Genomic DNA, 17589 nt, shown 5'->3' on the forward strand with positions numbered 1-17589 from the left:
CCGCGGGTGATCGGTTTTTTGACGTGGGCTATGTGCTTCGCACATACAGGCACGGCTTCGCCGCGGGGATTCGGCTTCGCCGCAAGGCACGGCTTCGCCGCGAGGCACGGCTTCGCCGGAAGGATTCGGTTTCGCCGCAAGGCACGGCTTCGCCGCGGGGATTCGGCTTCGTCGCTGACAAGGCGCAGATCAAAGAACGAGCTGCGAGGATTTCCAACGTGGACCTCGGCCGTGGCGGTGTCTTCCTCGCGGTGGTGCTCCGCGCGGGTGGAGGAGTGAAATTCGGGGAGCTGATCGGACGGGGCTTCGTTGCTCCCGGATCGTGGGATCTTGCTGTTGAGTGCCGGTAAAAAGATCACGCGGGCGTTGCGGATCATCGCAAGATTCCGGCGTTCGAGTTAGGGTCGGCCAGGTTTGCGGCGGTCGGCAAGTGACTGTCGGTGATCCGAGGGGGCTCGGTTGATCGAGTTCCGGTCCGTGCGCAAGGAATACCCGGGTGGCGCGGTAGCCGTCGACGACGTGGACCTGACGGTCGAGGCGGGCACGATCACCGTGCTGGTCGGTCCTTCCGGCTGCGGCAAGACCACCCTGCTGCGCATGGTCAACCGCATGATCGACCCCACCTCGGGCACGGTGCTCGTGGACGGTCAGGACGTGCGCGAAGCCGACCCGGCGCGACTGCGCCGCGGCATCGGCTACGTCATCCAGCAAGCCGGTCTGTTCCCGCACCGCACCGTGGTCGACAACATCGCCACCGTGCCCCGGCTGTTCCGCGCCTCCCGCCGGGAAACGCGGCAGCGCGCGCAGGAATTGCTGGACCTGGTGGGGCTGCCCGCGTCGCTGGCGGACCGCTACCCGGCGCAGCTCTCCGGTGGCCAGCAGCAGCGCGTCGGAGTGGCGCGGGCACTGGCCGCCGACCCGCCGGTACTGCTGATGGACGAACCGTTCAGCGCCGTCGACCCGGTGGTGCGCGAAGGGCTGCAGGACGAACTGCTGCGGCTGCAAGGCGAACTCGGCAAGACCGTCCTGTTCGTCACCCACGACATCGACGAAGCGGTGAAGCTCGGCGAGAACGTCGCGGTGCTGCGCACCGGGGGGCACGTGGCCCAGTACGCCGCCCCGGACGAGCTGCTCGCCCGGCCCGCCGACGACTTCGTCACCTCGTTCATCGGCCGCGACCGGGGCTACCGCAGGTTGTCGTTCGTGGACGGCGACGGCATCGCGCCCGGCGACGTCGACACGGTCACCCTCGGCGAACGCGCCACCGCCAACGGCTGGGTGCTGGCGCTCGACGGCGACCGCAGGCCGCGCGGCTGGCTGCCGCCGGGGGCCGCGCCCGACGGGCCGGTCACCGAGGACGCGCTGGTCGCGGGAGGTTCGCTGCACACGCGGGGCACGCCGCTTCGCGGGGCGCTCGACGCGGCGCTGTCGGCGCCGTCCGGGCTCGGCGTCGTCGTCGACGAGCACGGTGGCTACGTCGGCGTGGTCGGCGCGCGGCACGTGCTCGACGTCATCGAGGGCGGTCGCGGGGAGCAGCCGTGATCGACGAGCTCACCCACTACTTCTCCAGTCCCAGCAACCGCGAAGTGGTGCTGGAATCGCTGGGCCAGCACATCTACCTGGCGCTGGTGCCGTTGGTGCTGGGCGCGCTGCTGGCGGTTCCCGCCGGGCGGTTCGCGCAGCGGGTGCCGAAGGTGCGGGGAGTGCTGCTGGGCTCGGCGAACATCCTCTACACGATCCCGTCGCTGGCCCTGTTCGTGATCATTCCGGCGCTGATCGGCACCGGGGCGACGGCGTCGATCAACGTGGTCATCGCCCTGACGATCTACAACGCGGCGCTGCTGGCCCGGCCGGTGATGGAGGGGCTGAACTCGGTGCCCGAGCACATCGTCACCGCCGCCACCGCCCTCGGATACCGGCCGCGGCGCCGGTTCTTCGCCGTCGAAGTGCCACTGGCGCTGCCGGTGCTGAGCACCTCGCTGCGAGTGGCCTCGGTCAGCAATGTGAGCCTCGTCAGCGTCGGCGCCCTGATCGGCATCGGCGGACTGGGCCGGTTGTTCACCGACGGATTCCAGCGCGACTACCTGACCCCGATCCTCATCGGGGTGGTGCTGACGCTGCTGCTGGCGATGGCAGGGGACCTGCTGATCGTGGCGCTGCGCAGGCTGTGCACCCCGTGGCAGCGGGCGACCGCGGGGGGACGCTGACATGATCATCACCGAGCTGCTGGCCTGGCTGTCCGACTCGGACAACTGGTTCTCCTCCACGGGGCTGCTGGTGCAGACCCTGTGGCACCTGTACTACTGCGTGCTCTCGGTGCTGGTGGCCTCGATCATCGCGATGCCCATCGGGCTCTGGATCGGGCACACCGGGCGCGGCGGCGCCAGCGTCGTCGTGTTGAGTAACTCGATGCGCGCCCTGCCGACTCTCGGCCTGGTCACCCTTTTTGTGCTGCTCGCGGGCATCGGTGAACTGCCCACCCTCGCCGGACTGGTGATCCTGGCGATTCCCGCGGTGCTCTCCGGCGCCTACGCCGGAGTGCAGAGCGTGCCGAAGGACGTGCGGGACGCGGCGAAAGGCATGGGCATGACGCCGCTGCAGCAGCTGTGGCAGGTGGAACTGCCGAATGCGGCGCCGCTGCTGTTCGGCGGGGTGCGCACCGCCATGCTGCAAGTGGTGGCCACCGCCTCCGTCGCCGCTTACGTGGGCCTCGGCGGGCTGGGCAGCATCCTGCTGGAAGGCATCAAGACCTACTCCTACGGCCAGACCCTCGCGGCGGCGTTGTTCATCGCGCTGCTCGCCGTCCTGCTCGACACGCTGCTGAGCAGGCTCTCGCGCATCCTCACCCCGCGGGGCATCCGGGTGGGACGCCCGGCGGCCGCCGCGAGCGACGCGTGAAGCGCCCGACCTTGTCACTGCTAAGGAAAAGAGAACGGCCGTGAAGCGATGGGGTGCGCTGGCTTTGGCCGGCTTGGCGTTGGCAGGGCTGACCGGCTGCGGCGGGGACCCGTTCCAAGCGGGCAACGGAACGGACGGATCGCTGGTGGTCGGCTCCGCCGACTTCACCGAAAGCGAACTGGTCATGAACATCTACGTGGAGGCGTTGCGCGGCACCGGGGCAGAGGTGGAGACCAAACCGCGCATCGGATCCCGGGAGACCTACGTCAACGCGGTGGCGCAGGGCGAACTGTCGCTCATCCCGGACTACACCGGGAACCTGCTGCAGTACGTCGACGAGAAGGACCCGGCGACGGAGTCGCAGCAGGTTTACGACGCGCTCCGGCAGAAGCTCCCGCCGGGCCTGGACGTGCTGGAGCAGGCGCCCGCGGAGGATTCCGACGTGCTCACGGTGACGAAGGCGACCGCCGACACCGGGATCCGCTCGCTCACCGACCTCGGGCCGCGCTGCGGTGAGTTCGTCCTCGGCGCCCCCGCCGAATGGAAGACCAGGTGGGAACAGCGCATCGCCGAGGTCTACGGCTGCGAGTTCCGCGAGATCCGCAACCTCGAAGCGGGCACCGTGACGGTGGACGCGCTGACCGGCGACACCGTGCAGGTCGCGAACCTGTTCACCACGTCCTCGCAGATCAGCGCGAACGCGCTGGTGCCGCTGGCGGACCCGAGCGACATGTTCCCGGCGCAGCACGTGGTGCCGCTGGCCGGCGAAGGCAAGCTCACCCCGGCGCAGGCCGACGTCGTCAACCGGGCGTCGCGGGCGCTGACCACGGAGAAGCTCACCGAGCTCAACCGGCGCGTGGAGGTCGACAAGGCCAACCCGACCGACGTCGCGCGGGAGTTCATCGCCGAAGCGGGCCTGTGAGCCCTGGAACCGCACCGGTGGCCGTGTCCCGAGGGGCGCGGCCACCGGTGCATTCATTGATCGAATTTTCCGATCAGAAAATATGATTCCCTTTCGGGGTCGCTCGTTGTCGCCGCATCGTGCGAGCAACCGGTCAACGCAGCGTGACACGTTCAGTCGAGGGGCTGTTCGTTGCCCACTTTGGCGCTACTGAAGCTGCTGTAGTCCGGGATCGGTGGGATGGTTTTCTGGCCGATCACCGAGAGGTTCCTGTATTGGACTTCGCCGGGAATCGGTTGAATCCGATTCAGCAACAACGAGGGGAATTTCGCATGCGTACTTCTACTCGCCTCCTTGGTGCGACGGCCGTCGCCGTGGCTCTGCTCGGTGCAGGTTCGACCGCGGCGTTCGCCGGCGGGGACGATGACAAGCCGTCGATCACCAGCGAGTCCGGCGACGGCGGTGCCGGTGGTGCCGGTGGGATCGGCGTGAACGCGATCTGCGGGCTCGGCGTTCTGGGCTCGGGTGAGTGCTCTGCCGCCAACGGTGGCAACGGCGGAGACTCCGACTCCGAGACCGGCGTCGGCAACGAGGGCTGATAGCCCGAACTTTCCGCCGCGGGAAAGAAGTGCCCGGTCCCCTTATCGGAGGGGGCCGGGCACTCTGCTGTGTTCATCTCTCCGTGTGATCGAGATCGGCGAAATGGATAAGTAGATCCCCGCCGGTGACGCTGAGTCGAGGAAATCGTTGGACAGGTGACCGATATGAACTCGGCGGCCACGGCCATTATCCAGATGCTGATCGACGCAGGGTGACACTTGCAACTAAGGGGTTATTTGCGACCCACTTTAGCGCTACTGAAGATGCGGTAACCCGGTGCCGGTGCGATGGTTTTCTCGCCGATCACCGAGAAGTTCGAACCCCGGGCTTCACCGGGAATCGGTTGAATCCGATTCAGCAACAACGAGGGGAATTCCCATGCGCACTTCTACTCGCCTCCTTGGTGCGACGGCCGTCGCCGTGGCTCTGCTCGGTGCCGGTTCCACCGCGGCGTTCGCCGGCGGGGACGACGAAAAGCCGTCGATCACCAGCGAGTCCGGCGACGGCGGTGCCGGCGGCGAAGGCGGCGTCGGCCTGAACCTGCTCTGCGGCATCGGCATTCTGGGTGAGGGCTCGTGCTCCGCCGGCGACGGTGGCACCGGCGGCGACACCGGCTCTGAGACCGGCGTCGGCAACACCGAGGGCTGATAGCCCGAACTTTCCGCCGCGGGAAAGAAGTGCCCGGTCCTCTTTTCGGAGGGGGCCGGGCACATCGCTGTGTTCATCTCTTCCACGTGATCGGAGAAATCGCGACTTCGGGCGATCTCAACGGATCTCCGTCGAACTCAGCGGCGCCCGCCCATTCGACCGCTCAGGTCCTCGGCGGCCCGCCGAACCCGGGCGGCCAGCTCCGGCCAGGTCGCCCCGCAGTCCGCGCGCCCGCCCGGCTCGCACACGTGCCGGAACGTGAGGCTGATCGCCGCCGACGGCCACTGGTCCGCGCCGAACACCGGGCAGGCCACCGACGCGAACTCACCGGTCACATGCCCGTCCTCCACGGCCCAGCCGAGGCGACGCTCCGCGGCCAAGGTGCGGCGCAGCTCCGGCAGCGTCCGCGGCCCCCGCCCGGTGCGACGGGCGAAACCGGTGGGGAACGACGCGCGCACCTGAGCCGCGGGCAGGTGCGCCAGCATCGCCCGGCCCGACGCGGTCAGGTGCGCGGGCAACCGCACCCCGACGTCGGTGATCAGCGTCTGCGGGCGAGACGGCCGCTCTTTGATCAGGTACAGCAGTTCGCCTCCGTGCAGCACCCCGAGGTGCGCGGTGCAGTCCACCTGATCGACCAGCCTGCGCAGCACCGGACCCGCGAGCCGCTCCAGCGGATCATGGCGCAGGTACGCGGAACCGAGCTCGAAAGCCGCGACGCCCAACGCGTACCGGTGCTCCTCGGGCAGCCGCACCACGAAGCCGGCGGCGGTGAGCTCCGCGAGCAAGTGGTAGGTCGACGAACGCGGCAGGTCCAGCTCGCGGGCCAGCGTCGCCGCCGACACCGGCCCGGCCCGGCCCGTCATCGCCGTCAGGATCGCCAGCCCGCGCCGCAACGCGGGCACCTCGCTGCTCGCACCCATACCGGCCCCCGGAGTCTGGAATCTCAGACGGATCCACCCTAACCGGGCTACTGCGTCGGGCCGCGCACGGTGTGACATGGAGGAATGCAACAGGTGCACAAGATCGAGGCGGGGACGCTGACCGTTCGCCAGGTCGTCGACATCGCCCGCGGCGGGGCGACGGTGGAACTGGACGCGGCCACCGAACGCGACATCGACGCCACCCGCAAGCACATCGACGCGCTCGCGGCCGCCGAAGAACCCACCTACGGGGTCTCCACCGGGTTCGGCGCGCTCGCGGTGCGCCACATCCCCGCTGATCGGCGCGCGGCGCTGCAGCAGTCCTTCGTGCGGTCCCACGCGGCCGGTGCGGGCTTCGCCGTCGAACCCGAAGTGGTGCGCGCGCTGATGTTGCTGCGGCTGCGCACGATCTCCACCGGCCGCACCGGCGCCCGCCTCGGCACCGCGCGCGCCCTGACCGCGATGCTCAACGCGGGCATCGTGCCCGTGGTGCACGAATACGGCTCCCTGGGCTGCTCCGGTGACCTGGCTCCGCTGGCGGCCGTCGCGCTCGCGCTCACCGGCGAAGGCGACGTGCTCGCCCCCGACGGTTCGACGCGCCCGGCGGCGGACGCCCTCGCCGACGCGGGCATCGAACCGGTCGTGCTCGCCGAGAAGGAAGGGCTGTCGCTGACCAACGGCACCGACGGCATGCTCGGCATGCTGGTGCTGGCCCTGCACGACCTGACCGGCCTGCTGGAGATCGCCGACCTCACCGCGGCGATGAGCGTGGAAGCGCTGCTGGGCACCGATCGGGTCTTCGCCGCCGACCTGCAAGCGCTGCGCCCGCATCCCGGCCAAGCGCGCTCCGCGGCCCGCATCCACCGGTTGCTGGCCGGTTCCGGCATCGTCGCCAGCCACCGCGGACCGGACTGCACCCGGGTGCAGGACGCGTACTCGCTGCGCTGCGCCCCGCAAGTGCACGGATCGGCGGGCGACACCATCGAATTCGCCGAGACCGTGGCCGAACGGGAACTCGCCGCCGCCATCGACAACCCCGTCGTGCTCGACGACGGCCGCGTCGAATCCAACGGCAACTTCCACGGCGCCCCGCTGGCGCACGCCCTCGACTACCTGGCGATCCCGCCGGCCGACGTGGCGAGCATGGCCGAGCGGCGCACCGACCGGATGCTCGACGTAGCCCGCTCGCACGGGCTGCCCGCGTTCCTCGCCGACGATCCCGGCGTGGACTCCGGCCACATGATCGCGCACTACACGCAGGCCGGGGTCGTCGCCGAACTCAAACGCCTCGCCGTGCCCGCCTCCGTGGACTCCATCCCCACCAGCGCGATGCAGGAAGACCACGTGTCGATGGGCTGGGCGGCGGCCCGCAAGCTGCGTCGCGCCGTGGACGGGCTGCGCACCGTGCTGGCGGTCGAACTGCTCACCGCGGCCCGTGCCCTCGACCTGCGCGCCCCGCTCACACCCGCGCCCGCCACCGGCGCCGTGCGTGACCTGCTGCGCACCCGCGTCGCCGGACCGGGACCCGACGCCCACCTGGCGCCGCAGATCGCCGAAGCCGAAGCGCTGCTGCGCTCCGGTGCCGTGAACTCCACCGTGCAACACCACTTGGGAGGCCAGTCATGAGTGCCGGAGCCCGGCCCGTGCGCGCAGCGCGCGGCACCACGTTGACCGCACGTTCCTGGAGCACCGAGGCTCCGCTGCGGATGCTGCAGAACAACCTCGACCCGGAAGTCGCCGAACGGCCCGAAGACCTCGTGGTCTACGGCGGAACGGGCCGCGCCGCGCGGAACTGGGCGAGCTACGACGCCATCGTCGCCGAACTGGGCGCCCTCGCCGAGGACGAGACCTTGCTGGTGCAGTCCGGTAAACCCGTCGGCGTGCTGCGCACCCACGAGTGGGCGCCGCGCGTGCTGCTGGCGAACTCGAACCTGGTGGGCAACTGGGCGAGCTGGCCGGAATACCGCAAGCTCGACGCGCTCGGACTCATGATGTACGGCCAGATGACCGCCGGTTCGTGGATCTACATCGGCACCCAGGGCATCCTGCAGGGCACCTATGAGACGTTCGCGGCCGTCGCCGCGAAACGCTTCGGCGGCAGCCTCGCGGGCACGTTGACGCTGACCGCCGGGCTCGGCGGCATGGGCGGCGCGCAACCGCTGGCGGTGACCATGAACGAAGGAGCCGCGCTCGTCGTCGAATGCGATCCGGAGCGTGCGCGGCGGCGCGTGCGCCACGGCTACCTCGACGTGCTCGCCGACGACCTCGACGACGCCGTCGACCGGGCCGTCGCGGCGAAGAACCAGCGCCGGGCGGTGTCGATCGGCGTCATCGGCAACGCCTGCGAGGTGCTGCCCGAACTGCTGCGCCGCGGCCTGCCCGCTGACATCGTCACCGACCAGACCTCCGCCCACGACCCCCTGTCGTACCTGCCGCGCGGCGTAGAACTCGACGACTGGGCGGATTACGCGGCGAAGAAGCCCGACGAGTTCACCGCCCGCGCCCGCGACTCCATCGCCGAGCACGTCGAAGCCATGGTCGGATTCCTCGACGCGGGCGCCGAGGTCTTCGACTACGGCAATTCGCTGCGGGGCGAAGCGGCCGAAGCCGGCTACGCGCGGGCCTTCGACTACCCGGGGTTCGTGCCCGCCTACCTGCGTCCGCTGTTCTGCGAAGGCAAAGGGCCGTTCCGGTGGGCGGCGCTGTCCGGTGATCCGAAGGACATCGCGGCGACCGACCGGGCGATCCTCGAAGAGTTCGGCGAGGACGAACACCTTGCCCGCTGGATCCGGCTGGCAGGGGAGAAGGTCGCCTTCCAAGGGCTGCCGTCGCGGATCTGCTGGCTCGGCTACGGCGAACGGCACCGGGCGGGGCTGCGGTTCAACGAACTCGTCGCCTCCGGAGAGGTCTCCGCGCCGCTGGTGCTGGGGCGCGACCACCTCGACAGCGGATCCGTCGCCTCGCCGTACCGGGAAACGGAGGGGATGGCCGACGGTTCCGACGCGGTCGCGGACTGGCCGCTGCTCAACGCGCTGGTCAACACCTCGTCCGGGGCGACGTGGGTGTCGGTGCACCAAGGCGGCGGGGTCGGCATGGGGCGCTCGCTGCACGCCGGGCAGGTCACGGTCGCCGACGGCACCGAACTGGCCGCGCGCAAGCTGGAACGGGTCCTCACCAACGACCCCGGCACCGGAGTGCTGCGCCACGCCGACGCCGGTTACGACCGCGCCCGCCGAGTCGCCGACGAACGCGGCCTGCGCATTCCGATCTGAGGCCGACTTGAGTGGCGGGTCGGGCAGCGGAACCTCAGCTGCTCCCTCGCTGCGGGATCGATTTCCCGAGTGGCTCCGCCACGAGGGAAATCGCTGTCCTCGCGAGGAAGCAGCTGAGAACCCGCCGGTGGTCGCTGTTCATCGGCCTCGCCGCTGACAGGACCAGGACTGGAAGATCATTCTGTGGTGGTTCTTGAGAGCGCTGAGGTTCGCGACCCTGAGCAGGACGAGAGCAGAGGCAGCCGGCGGGATCGTGCGGGAGGAGAACCGGATGGGCACCAGTGCGCTGTTGGCGCAGATCGACCAGGTGGGGCGGGATCGGCGACGCGGGGGCTACTCGCGGCACGTGTTCGACGGCGGTGAGCGGGAACTGCGGGAATGGTTCACCGAGCAGGCGCGGGCGCGCGGCCTCGACGTGCACACCGATCGCAACGCGAACCTGTGGGCGTGGTGGGGCGAACCGGACGATCAGGCGATCGTCACCGGCAGCCACCTCGACTCGGTGCCGGGTGGCGGTGCGTTCGACGGCCCGCTCGGTGTCGCCGCCGCGCTGAGCGCCGTGGAATCGTTGCGCGCCAGTGGTTTTCGGCCGCGGCGCCCGATCGCGATCGTGGTGTTCGCCGAGGAGGAAGGCGGTCGGTTCGGGGTGCCGTGCCTGGGTTCGCGACTGCTCAGCGGGACGATCACCCGGGACGCGGCGTGCGCGTTGCGCGACCCAGACGGGGTGACGTTCGCCGAGGCGTTGCGCGACTCAGGCGGTGACCCGGAGCGGGCGGGCGCGGACGAGGCGGCGCTGCGCCGCATCGGGCGGTTCGTGGAACTGCACGTGGAACAGGGCCGCGGCCTGGTGGACCTGGCGCGTCCGGTGGCCGTCGCCTCCTCCATCCTCGCGCACGGCCGGTGGCGATTTCGCTTCCGCGGCCAGGGAAATCACGCCGGAGCGACGCTGCTCGCCGACCGCCGCGACCCGATGCTGCCCGCCGCGCGCGCGGTGCTCGCCGCCAGGGAGAGCGCCGCCGCGCGGGATCAGGCGCGTGCCACCGTCGGCAGGCTCGTGCCCAACCCGGGCGGAACCAATGTCATCGCGTCCACAGTGGACATGTGGTTGGACGCGAGATCCCCCGCGGAAGCGGCCACCCGATCACTCGTGGCGGAACTGTCCGAGCGGGCCGCCGAATACGCCCGCGACGAAGGCTGCGAAGTCGAAGTCACCGAGGAGTCCTACAGCGGCACCGTGCACTTCGACTCCGCACTGCGCGACGAACTGTGCACGGCGCTTGACGACGCGCCGGCGCTGGCCACCGGTGCCGGACACGACGCGGGGGTGCTCTCCGCACGCGTCCCAGCCTCGATGCTGTTCGTCCGCAACCCCACCGGCATCAGCCACGCGCCCGACGAACACGCCGAACCAGCCGACTGCGACGCGGGCGGAGCCGCACTCGCCGACGTGCTCCGGAGGTGGGCCGCATGAGGTACTGGTGCGAACGGGCCTGGCTCGACGACGGCCCCCGACCCGGCGTGCTCATCGAAGTCGACGGCACCCACATCGCCTCGATCACCACCGCCGACTCCCAGCCCCACGGCGCCACGCGACTTCCCGGGCTGGTGCTGCCCGGCCTCGCCAACGCGCACTCCCACGCGTTCCACCGCGCGCTGCGCGGCCGGGCAACCGGCGAAGGCACCTTCTGGAGCTGGCGCGAACAGATGTACGCGGTCGCGGGCAAGCTCGACCCGGACACCTACCGGCGGCTCGCCACCGCCGTCTACACCGAGATGGCGCTCGCCGGCATCACCACCGTCGGCGAATTCCACTACCTGCACCACCCACCGGGCGGCGGCCGCTACGACGACCCGAACGAGATGAGCGCGGCGCTCGCCCAAGCCGCACACGACGCCGGAATCCGGCTCACCCTGCTCGACACGTGCTACCTGACCAGCGGATTCGGCACGCCCGTCGAAGGAGTGCAGCGGCGGTTCTCCGACGGGGACGCGCAAGCATGGGCCGAACGGGCCGAACGGTTCACAGTGGACTGCGCACGAGTGCGGCTCGGCGCCGCGGTGCACTCGGTGCGCGCCGTGCCCCCCGAACAGATCGCCGAGATCGCCGCATGGGCGCACCGCTTCAGCGCGCCCCTGCACGTGCACCTCTCCGAACAGCGCAAGGAGAACGAGGCGTGCCTCGCCGCGCACGGCCGCACCCCTGCGGAACTGCTCGACTCGGCCGGGGCGCTCGGGCCGGACACCACCGCCGTGCACGCCACGCACCTCACCGGCCACGACCTGCGGCTGCTCGGCGGCAGCGGCACCGGAACATGCCTGTGCCCCACGACCGAAGCCGACCTCGGCGACGGCATCGGCCCCGCCCTCGCACTCGACGCGGCGGGCAGCCCGCTGTCCCTCGGCAGCGACGGGCACTCCACCATCGACGTGCTCGCCGAGGCCCACGCCGTCGAATCCGGACAGCGGCTGAGCACCGAACGACGCGGACACTTCGGCGCCGAACGACTGCTGGAGATGGCGAGCACCACCGGCCACCGCGCACTCGGCTGGCTCGACGCCGGGCGCATCGCCCCCGGGCAACGCGCGGACCTCGTCGCCGTCGACCTCAACGGGACGCGGCTCGCGGCGGTTCCGCCGGCCGCGGTACCCGCGGTGGCCCGCGCCGACGACGTCCGGCACGTCATCGCGAACGGCCGCGGCATCGTCCGCGACGGCGAACACGAACACATCCCCGACCCGGGCCGACGGCTCCGGCCGCTGCTGGAGGAACTCCTGTGACCACCGGATTTTCGGCGTCCGGCAAGGCGAACGGCCGCACAGCGCGGTCAGCCGTGACGATCAAGCGTTGAGGACGGGTGAACGATGACATCCACTGTTATCACTGGAATCGGTGAACTGACGACGAACGACGACGAACTCGGCTCGCTCACCGACGCCGCGCTGGTGCTCGCCGACGACCGAATCGCCTGGGCCGGACCGGCCGCGCACGCACCCCCCGCCGACCACGCCGTCGACGTCGAAGGCCGAGCAGTGCTGCCCGGCTGGGTCGACAGCCACACCCACCTGATCTTCGCGGGCGACCGCACCGCCGAATTCACCGCGCGCATGAACGGCGAGCCCTACGCCGCGGGCGGCATCGCCGTCACCGTCGAAGCCACCCGCGCCGCCAGCGACGACGAACTCACCGCGACCCTGCGCCGCCACGTCGCCGAAGCCACCGCCCAAGGCACCACCTGCCTGGAGACCAAAACCGGCTACGGGCTCACCATCGCCGACGAACTCCGCGCCGCTCGCCTCGCCGCCGCCGAAGTCGACGAGGTGACCTTCCTCGGCGCGCACCTCGTCCCGCCCGGCCAAGACGCCGACGACTACGTCGACCTGGTCCGCGGCGACATGCTCGACGCCGTCGCCGAACACGTGCGCTGGTGCGACGTGTTCTGCGAACGCGGCGCGTTCGACGCCGACCAATCCCGGGCAGTGCTGCGCGCCGCCGCCGAACGCGGACTCGGCCTGCGCGTCCACGGCAACCAACTCGGACCCGGCCCCGGCGTGCGGCTCGCCGTGGAACTCGACGCGGCCAGCGTCGACCACTGCACCCACCTCGAACCCGGCGACATCGCCGCCCTCGCCGACTCCGGCACCGTCGCGACACTGCTGCCCGCATGCGACCTGTCCACCCGGCAACCGCTACCACCCGCGCGGGCACTGCTCGACGCCGGAGCCACCGTGGCGCTCGCCTCCAACTGCAACCCCGGCTCCTCCTACACCTCGTCCATGGCGTTCTGCGTCACGACCGCCGTGCTGCAGATGCGGATGACCGTGCCCGAAGCCGTCCGCGCCGCCACCCTCGGCGGAGCGCGCGCACTGCGGCGCGACACCGGTGACGGCGCCGTCGGCGTGCTGCGTCCCGGCGCGCGCGCCGACGTGCACGTGCTTGACGCGCCCAGCGCCTCTTGGCTGGCGTACCGGCCCGGCGTCCCGCTCACCCACGCCGTGTGGCGAGCAGGCACCCGGCAGCGCTGAACCGCGGTGCCGCGAGGAAGGGAACCTTCCTGTCACCGCGGCGAAGAAGGTCGCCCTTCTGCCACCCCGCCGGAATCGCGCGGCCCCGCCGCCGTCCCCGCGAACCGGAGCCCACCACACCGCCGATCACGTGAGGAAGGGAACCTTCCTGTCACCGGTGACAGGAAGGTTCCCTTCCTCGCACCGATGAACGAGCGGCGCCGCCGGGAAAATCGGGGGGCGGATCGACGTGACGAGCGGGGGAGCGGTCAGTCCTCGTCGGTGTCGTCCCGGGCGAGGAAGGTCGCGAGGCGCTCGGTGGCGTCCTCGAAAGTCGGGTTCAGGTCGACGAAGACCCGCATCCGGTCGGCGACCCAAGCCAAGGTCACCTCGTCATCGCCGCGACGCTCCTCGAGCTCTTCGATGCCACGGTCGGTGAAGTACACCGCTTCCTCCTCCATGCGCTTGCCGACGGCCCACGCCGCCGGACCCTGACAGCAAGGGAACCTTACTGTCACCGGTGACAGTAAGGTTCCCTTCCTCGCACCCACCCCCGCGCACAAAAGCGGGCCGCCGGTTCCCGGAGGAACCGACGGCCCGCGAACTACGACGGGATCAGTTGAAGGCGTTCTGCACGACCTCGGCCTGCTCGACGTCGTGGACGGCCTTCAGGCCGGTGGCCGGGGCGGCCATCGGGCGCCGCGACACGCGCTTGAGTCCCTGCAGCCGCTCGGGGAACAGCTCCGGCAGCGCCAAGCCGAGGAACGGCCACGGCCCCTGGTTCGCCGGCTCCTCCTGCGCCCACCGGACATCGGTGGCGTTGGGGTAGCGCTCCAGGATCGCGCCGAGCTTGCGGTGCGGCAGCGGGTACAGCTGCTCCAGCCGCACCACCGCGGTGTCGGTGTGCCCCTGCTTCTCCTTCTCGGCGGCGAGCTCGTAGTAGAGCTTGCCGGAGCAGAACACGATCCGGCGCACCGCCGACGGGTCCGGCTGCGACGGGTCGTCGATCACCGAGGTGAACTTGCCCTCGGTGAAGTCGGCGACGGAGCTCGTCGCGGCCTTCATCCGCAGCATCGACTTCGGCGTGAAGACGACCAGCGGGCGGTGGATGCCGTCCAGCGAGTGCCTGCGCAGCAGGTGGAAGTGGTTCGCCGGGGTCGACGGCAACGCGACCGTCATGGAGCCCTCCGCGCACAGCTGCAGCCAGCGCTCGATGCGCGCCGAGCTGTGGTCCGGCCCCTGGCCTTCGTGGCCGTGCGGGAGCAGCAGCACCACGTCGGAGCGCTGGCCCCACTTGGCCTCACCGGACGAGATGAACTCGTCGATGATCGACTGGGCGCCGTTGAAGAAGTCGCCGAACTGCGCCTCCCACGCCACGAGGGCGTCGGGGTTGGCGACCGAGTAGCCGTACTCGAAGCCCATCGCGGCGAACTCGGACAGCGCCGAGTCGTAGGCGAGGAACTTCGCCTGGTCCTCGGCGAGGTTCAGCAGCGGGGTGTACTCCGACCCGGTCTTGCGGTCGATGAGCACCGAGTGCCGCTGGCCGAAGGTGCCGCGCCGCGAGTCCTGCCCGGTCAGCCGCACCGGGCGGCCTTCCATGGCGAGGGAGCCGAAGGCGAGCAGCTCACCGAAGCCCCAGTCGATCTCGCCCTCGCGGGCCATCTTCGCGCGGCGTTCCAGCACCGGCTTGACCCGCGAGTGCGGGGTGAAGCCCTCGGGCAGGTTCACGTGCGCGTCGGCGATGTGCTCCAGCGTCTCGGACGAGATCGCGGTGATCAGCTTCGTCGGGACCACCTGCTCGGACTCTACTGACGGGCTCGGCTCCGGCGGGTGCTTCTCCAGCTCCCGCACCTCGTTGAAGACGTGTTCGAGCTGGCTGGCGTAGTCCTTGAGCGCCTTCTCGGCCTCTTCGACGGTGATGTCACCGCGGCCGATCAGCGACTCGGTGTAGGTCTTGCGGACGCTGCGCATCTTGTCGATCGCGTCGTACATCGCCGGCTGCGTCATCGACGGGTCGTCGCCCTCGTTGTGCCCGCGGCGGCGGTAGCACACCATGTCGATCACGACGTCCTTGCCGAACTTCTGGCGGTACTCCACGGCGAGCTTCGCGACCCAGACGCAGGCCTCGGGGTCGTCGCCGTTGACGTGGAAGACCGGCGAACCGATCATCTTCGCCACGTCGGTGGAGTACTTGCTCGACCGCGAGTGCTCCGGGGCGGTGGTGTAGCCGACCTGGTTGTTCACGATCACGTGCACGGTGCCGCCGGTGCGGTAGCCGCGCAGCAGCGACAGGTTCAGCGTCTCGGCGACCACGCCCTGACCGGCGAACGCGGCGTCGCCGTGCATCAGCACCGGCAGCACCGTGAAGCCTTCCTGGCCCTTGTCCAGGATGTCCTGCTTGGCGCGGACGATGCCTTCCAGCACCGGGTCCACGGCCTCCAGGTGCGAGGGGTTCGAGGTCAGCGACACCTTGGTCTCGCCGTCGCCGAACATGCGGAAGTACTTGCCCTCCGCGCCCAAGTGGTACTTCACGTCACCGGAACCGTGCGCCTGCCCCGGGTCCAGGTTGCCTTCGAACTCGCGGAAGATCTGCGATATCGGCTTGCCGACGATGTTGGCCAGCACGTTGAGGCGACCGCGGTGCGGCATGCCGATGACGACCTCGTCCAGGTCGGAAGCGGCCGACGAGTCCAGCACCGCGTCCAGCAGCGGCACGACCGTCTCGGCGCCCTCCAGCGAGAAGCGCTTCTGCCCGACGTACTTGGTCTGCAGGAACGTCTCGAACGCCTCGGCGGCGTTGAGCTTCGACAGGATGTACTTCTGCTCGGACTGCTCCGGCTTCTCGTGCGGCTTCTCGACCCGGTTCTGCAGCCAGTCGCGCTCGTCCGGCTCGAGGATGTGCATGTACTCGACGCCGACGGTGCGGCAGTACGAGTCGCGCAGCACGCCGAGCACGTCGCGCAGCGTCATGCGCTCCTTGCCCGCGAAGCCGCCGACCGCGAACTCCCGGTCCAGGTCCCACAGCGTGAGGCTGTGCGAGAGGACGTCGAGGTCCTCGTGCCTGCGCTGCCGGTAGTTCAGCGGGTCGATGTCGGCCATCAGGTGACCGCGGGTGCGGTAGGCGTCGATCAGCTCCAGGACCCGCGCGGTCTTGTCGACGGCGCCTTCCGGGATGTCCTGGGTCCAGCGGATCGGCTCGTACGGGATGCGCAGCGACGAGAAGATCTCGTCGAAGAACCCGTCCTCGCCCAGCAGCAGCTGGTGCACCTTGCGCAGGAAGTCACCGGACTCGGCGCCCTGGATGACCCGGTGGTCGTAGGTGGAGGTCAGCGTGACGATCTTGCTGATGCCCATCTCGACCAGCGCCCGCTCCGAGGCGCCCTGGAACTCCGCCGGGTAGTCCATCGCCCCGACGCCGATGATCGCCGACTGGCCCTTGGTCAGCCGCGGCACCGAGTGGTTCGTGCCCGAGGGACCCGGGTTGGTCAGCGAGAACGTGGTTCCCGAGAAGTCGTCCGCGGTCAGCCCACCGGTGCGGGCCTTGCGGATGATCTCCTCGTAGGCCTGCCAGAACTGCTGGAAGGTCATCTCTTCGCAGCCCTTGATGGAGGCCACGACGAGGTTGCGCGACCCGTCCTTGCCGGGCTGGTCGATCGCGAGACCGAGGTTCACGTGCTCCGGGGTGATCGCCGCGGGCTTGCCCTTGGCGTCCTCCCCGTAGTGGCGGTTCATGTTCGGGAAGTCCCGCATCGCCCGCACCAGCGCATAGCCGATGAGGTGCGTGAACGAGACCTTGCCGCCCTTGTTCCGCTTGAGGTGATTGTTGATCACGATGCGGTTGTCGAACAGCAGCTTCGCCGGTACCGCGCGCACGCTCGTCGCGGTCGGCACCGTCAGCGACTGCTCCATGTTCTTGGCGATCGCCGCGGCCGCGCCGCGCAGCGGCTTCGACTCCTCGCCCGCACCCGCGCTCTTCACCGGAGCGGCCTTGGCGGCCTGCTGCGGAGAGGGCTTCGGTTCGGCCGATTTGGCCGGCTTCGCCGCGGGAGGCTGCGCTGGGGCGGCCGGGCGGGCCTGCCCGTTGCCTTCGCTGCGCGTGGCCGTCGCGGTCGCGTTTCCCGACACCGTCGTCGTGGTCGATCCGGCTCCGGACGCGGCTGCGGAGTTGTCAGCGGCTACCGAAACCGAGGTCGCCTGCCCCGGCTTGTAGTCGGCGAAGAACTCGTGCCACGCGGAGTCCACCGACGTGGGATCTTGGAGGTACTGCTCGTACATCTCCTCGATCAACCACTCGTTGGGGCCGAACTGTGACGCAGGGCTGCTGCTGGACACGGCTGGCGTTCGCCTC

The 17589-nt window shown here is 70.2% G+C and carries 14 protein-coding genes; 11 read left to right on the forward strand and 3 right to left on the reverse strand.

The window, feature by feature from the left end:
- The first annotated feature begins 459 nt into the window (after positions 1-459).
- From H2Q94_RS04365 to H2Q94_RS04390, 6 genes are all read left to right on the forward strand, one after another.
- Positions 460-1542: an ABC transporter ATP-binding protein gene (locus H2Q94_RS04365; RefSeq protein WP_243792258.1), complete on the forward strand. Its 1083-nt coding sequence runs from the start codon at positions 460-462 to the stop codon at positions 1540-1542.
- Positions 1539-2207 (forward strand): ABC transporter permease, encoded by a 669-nt coding sequence (locus H2Q94_RS04370; RefSeq protein WP_243792260.1) that lies wholly within the window; start codon positions 1539-1541, stop codon positions 2205-2207. The genes H2Q94_RS04365 and H2Q94_RS04370 overlap by 4 nt, the downstream gene beginning before the upstream one ends.
- 1 nt (position 2208) lies before the next feature.
- Positions 2209-2898, forward strand: a complete 690-nt coding sequence (locus tag H2Q94_RS04375; protein WP_243792263.1) for an ABC transporter permease — start codon at positions 2209-2211, stop codon at positions 2896-2898.
- Between the two features lie 40 nt (positions 2899-2938).
- Positions 2939-3820, forward strand: a complete 882-nt coding sequence (locus H2Q94_RS04380; RefSeq protein ID WP_243792265.1) for an ABC transporter substrate-binding protein — start codon at positions 2939-2941, stop codon at positions 3818-3820.
- A gap of 311 nt (positions 3821-4131) precedes the next feature.
- The gene (locus H2Q94_RS04385) at positions 4132-4398 is read left to right on the forward strand and encodes a hypothetical protein (protein WP_243792267.1); all 267 of its coding nucleotides are present in this window, start codon (positions 4132-4134) and stop codon (positions 4396-4398) included.
- Positions 4399-4777: 379 nt separating this feature from the next.
- The gene (locus H2Q94_RS04390) at positions 4778-5047 is read left to right on the forward strand and encodes a hypothetical protein (protein WP_243796055.1); all 270 of its coding nucleotides are present in this window, start codon (positions 4778-4780) and stop codon (positions 5045-5047) included.
- Between the two features lie 137 nt (positions 5048-5184).
- Here H2Q94_RS04390 and H2Q94_RS04395 read toward each other — a convergent pair whose 3' ends face one another.
- Complete coding sequence (locus H2Q94_RS04395; protein ID WP_243792269.1) at positions 5185-5967, reverse strand: IclR family transcriptional regulator; 783 nt, start codon at positions 5965-5967, stop codon at positions 5185-5187.
- 93 nt (positions 5968-6060) lie between these two features.
- Here H2Q94_RS04395 and hutH point away from each other — a divergent pair, with 93 nt between their 5' ends.
- The 5 genes from hutH to hutI all read left to right on the forward strand — a co-directional run bounded on the left by hutH (position 6061) and on the right by hutI (position 13262).
- Complete coding sequence (gene hutH / locus H2Q94_RS04400) at positions 6061-7593, forward strand: histidine ammonia-lyase (protein ID WP_397545424.1); 1533 nt, start codon at positions 6061-6063, stop codon at positions 7591-7593.
- Complete coding sequence (gene hutU / locus H2Q94_RS04405; protein WP_243792274.1) at positions 7590-9239, forward strand: urocanate hydratase; 1650 nt, start codon at positions 7590-7592, stop codon at positions 9237-9239. Before hutH ends, hutU begins: the two co-directional genes overlap by 4 nt.
- Before the next feature lie 271 nt (positions 9240-9510).
- The gene (locus H2Q94_RS04410; RefSeq protein ID WP_243792276.1) at positions 9511-10710 is read left to right on the forward strand and encodes an allantoate amidohydrolase; all 1200 of its coding nucleotides are present in this window, start codon (positions 9511-9513) and stop codon (positions 10708-10710) included.
- Positions 10707-12017: a formimidoylglutamate deiminase gene (locus H2Q94_RS04415; RefSeq protein ID WP_243792278.1), complete on the forward strand. Its 1311-nt coding sequence runs from the start codon at positions 10707-10709 to the stop codon at positions 12015-12017. Before H2Q94_RS04410 ends, H2Q94_RS04415 begins: the two co-directional genes overlap by 4 nt.
- Before the next feature lie 84 nt (positions 12018-12101).
- The gene (hutI, locus tag H2Q94_RS04420) at positions 12102-13262 is read left to right on the forward strand and encodes an imidazolonepropionase (protein WP_243792280.1); all 1161 of its coding nucleotides are present in this window, start codon (positions 12102-12104) and stop codon (positions 13260-13262) included.
- Between the two features lie 248 nt (positions 13263-13510).
- Here the strand turns inward: hutI and H2Q94_RS04425 are convergent, their stop codons facing one another.
- Complete coding sequence (locus H2Q94_RS04425) at positions 13511-13687, reverse strand: DUF6104 family protein (protein ID WP_243792282.1); 177 nt, start codon at positions 13685-13687, stop codon at positions 13511-13513.
- A 169-nt stretch (positions 13688-13856) separates the two neighbouring features.
- Positions 13857-17573: a multifunctional oxoglutarate decarboxylase/oxoglutarate dehydrogenase thiamine pyrophosphate-binding subunit/dihydrolipoyllysine-residue succinyltransferase subunit gene (locus H2Q94_RS04430; RefSeq protein ID WP_243792285.1), complete on the reverse strand. Its 3717-nt coding sequence runs from the start codon at positions 17571-17573 to the stop codon at positions 13857-13859.
- Positions 17574-17589: the final 16 nt, after the last annotated feature.

It is taken from the genome of Saccharopolyspora gloriosae, from assembly GCF_022828475.1.
Taxonomy (GTDB): Bacteria; Actinomycetota; Actinomycetes; order Mycobacteriales; family Pseudonocardiaceae; genus Saccharopolyspora_C; species Saccharopolyspora_C gloriosae_A.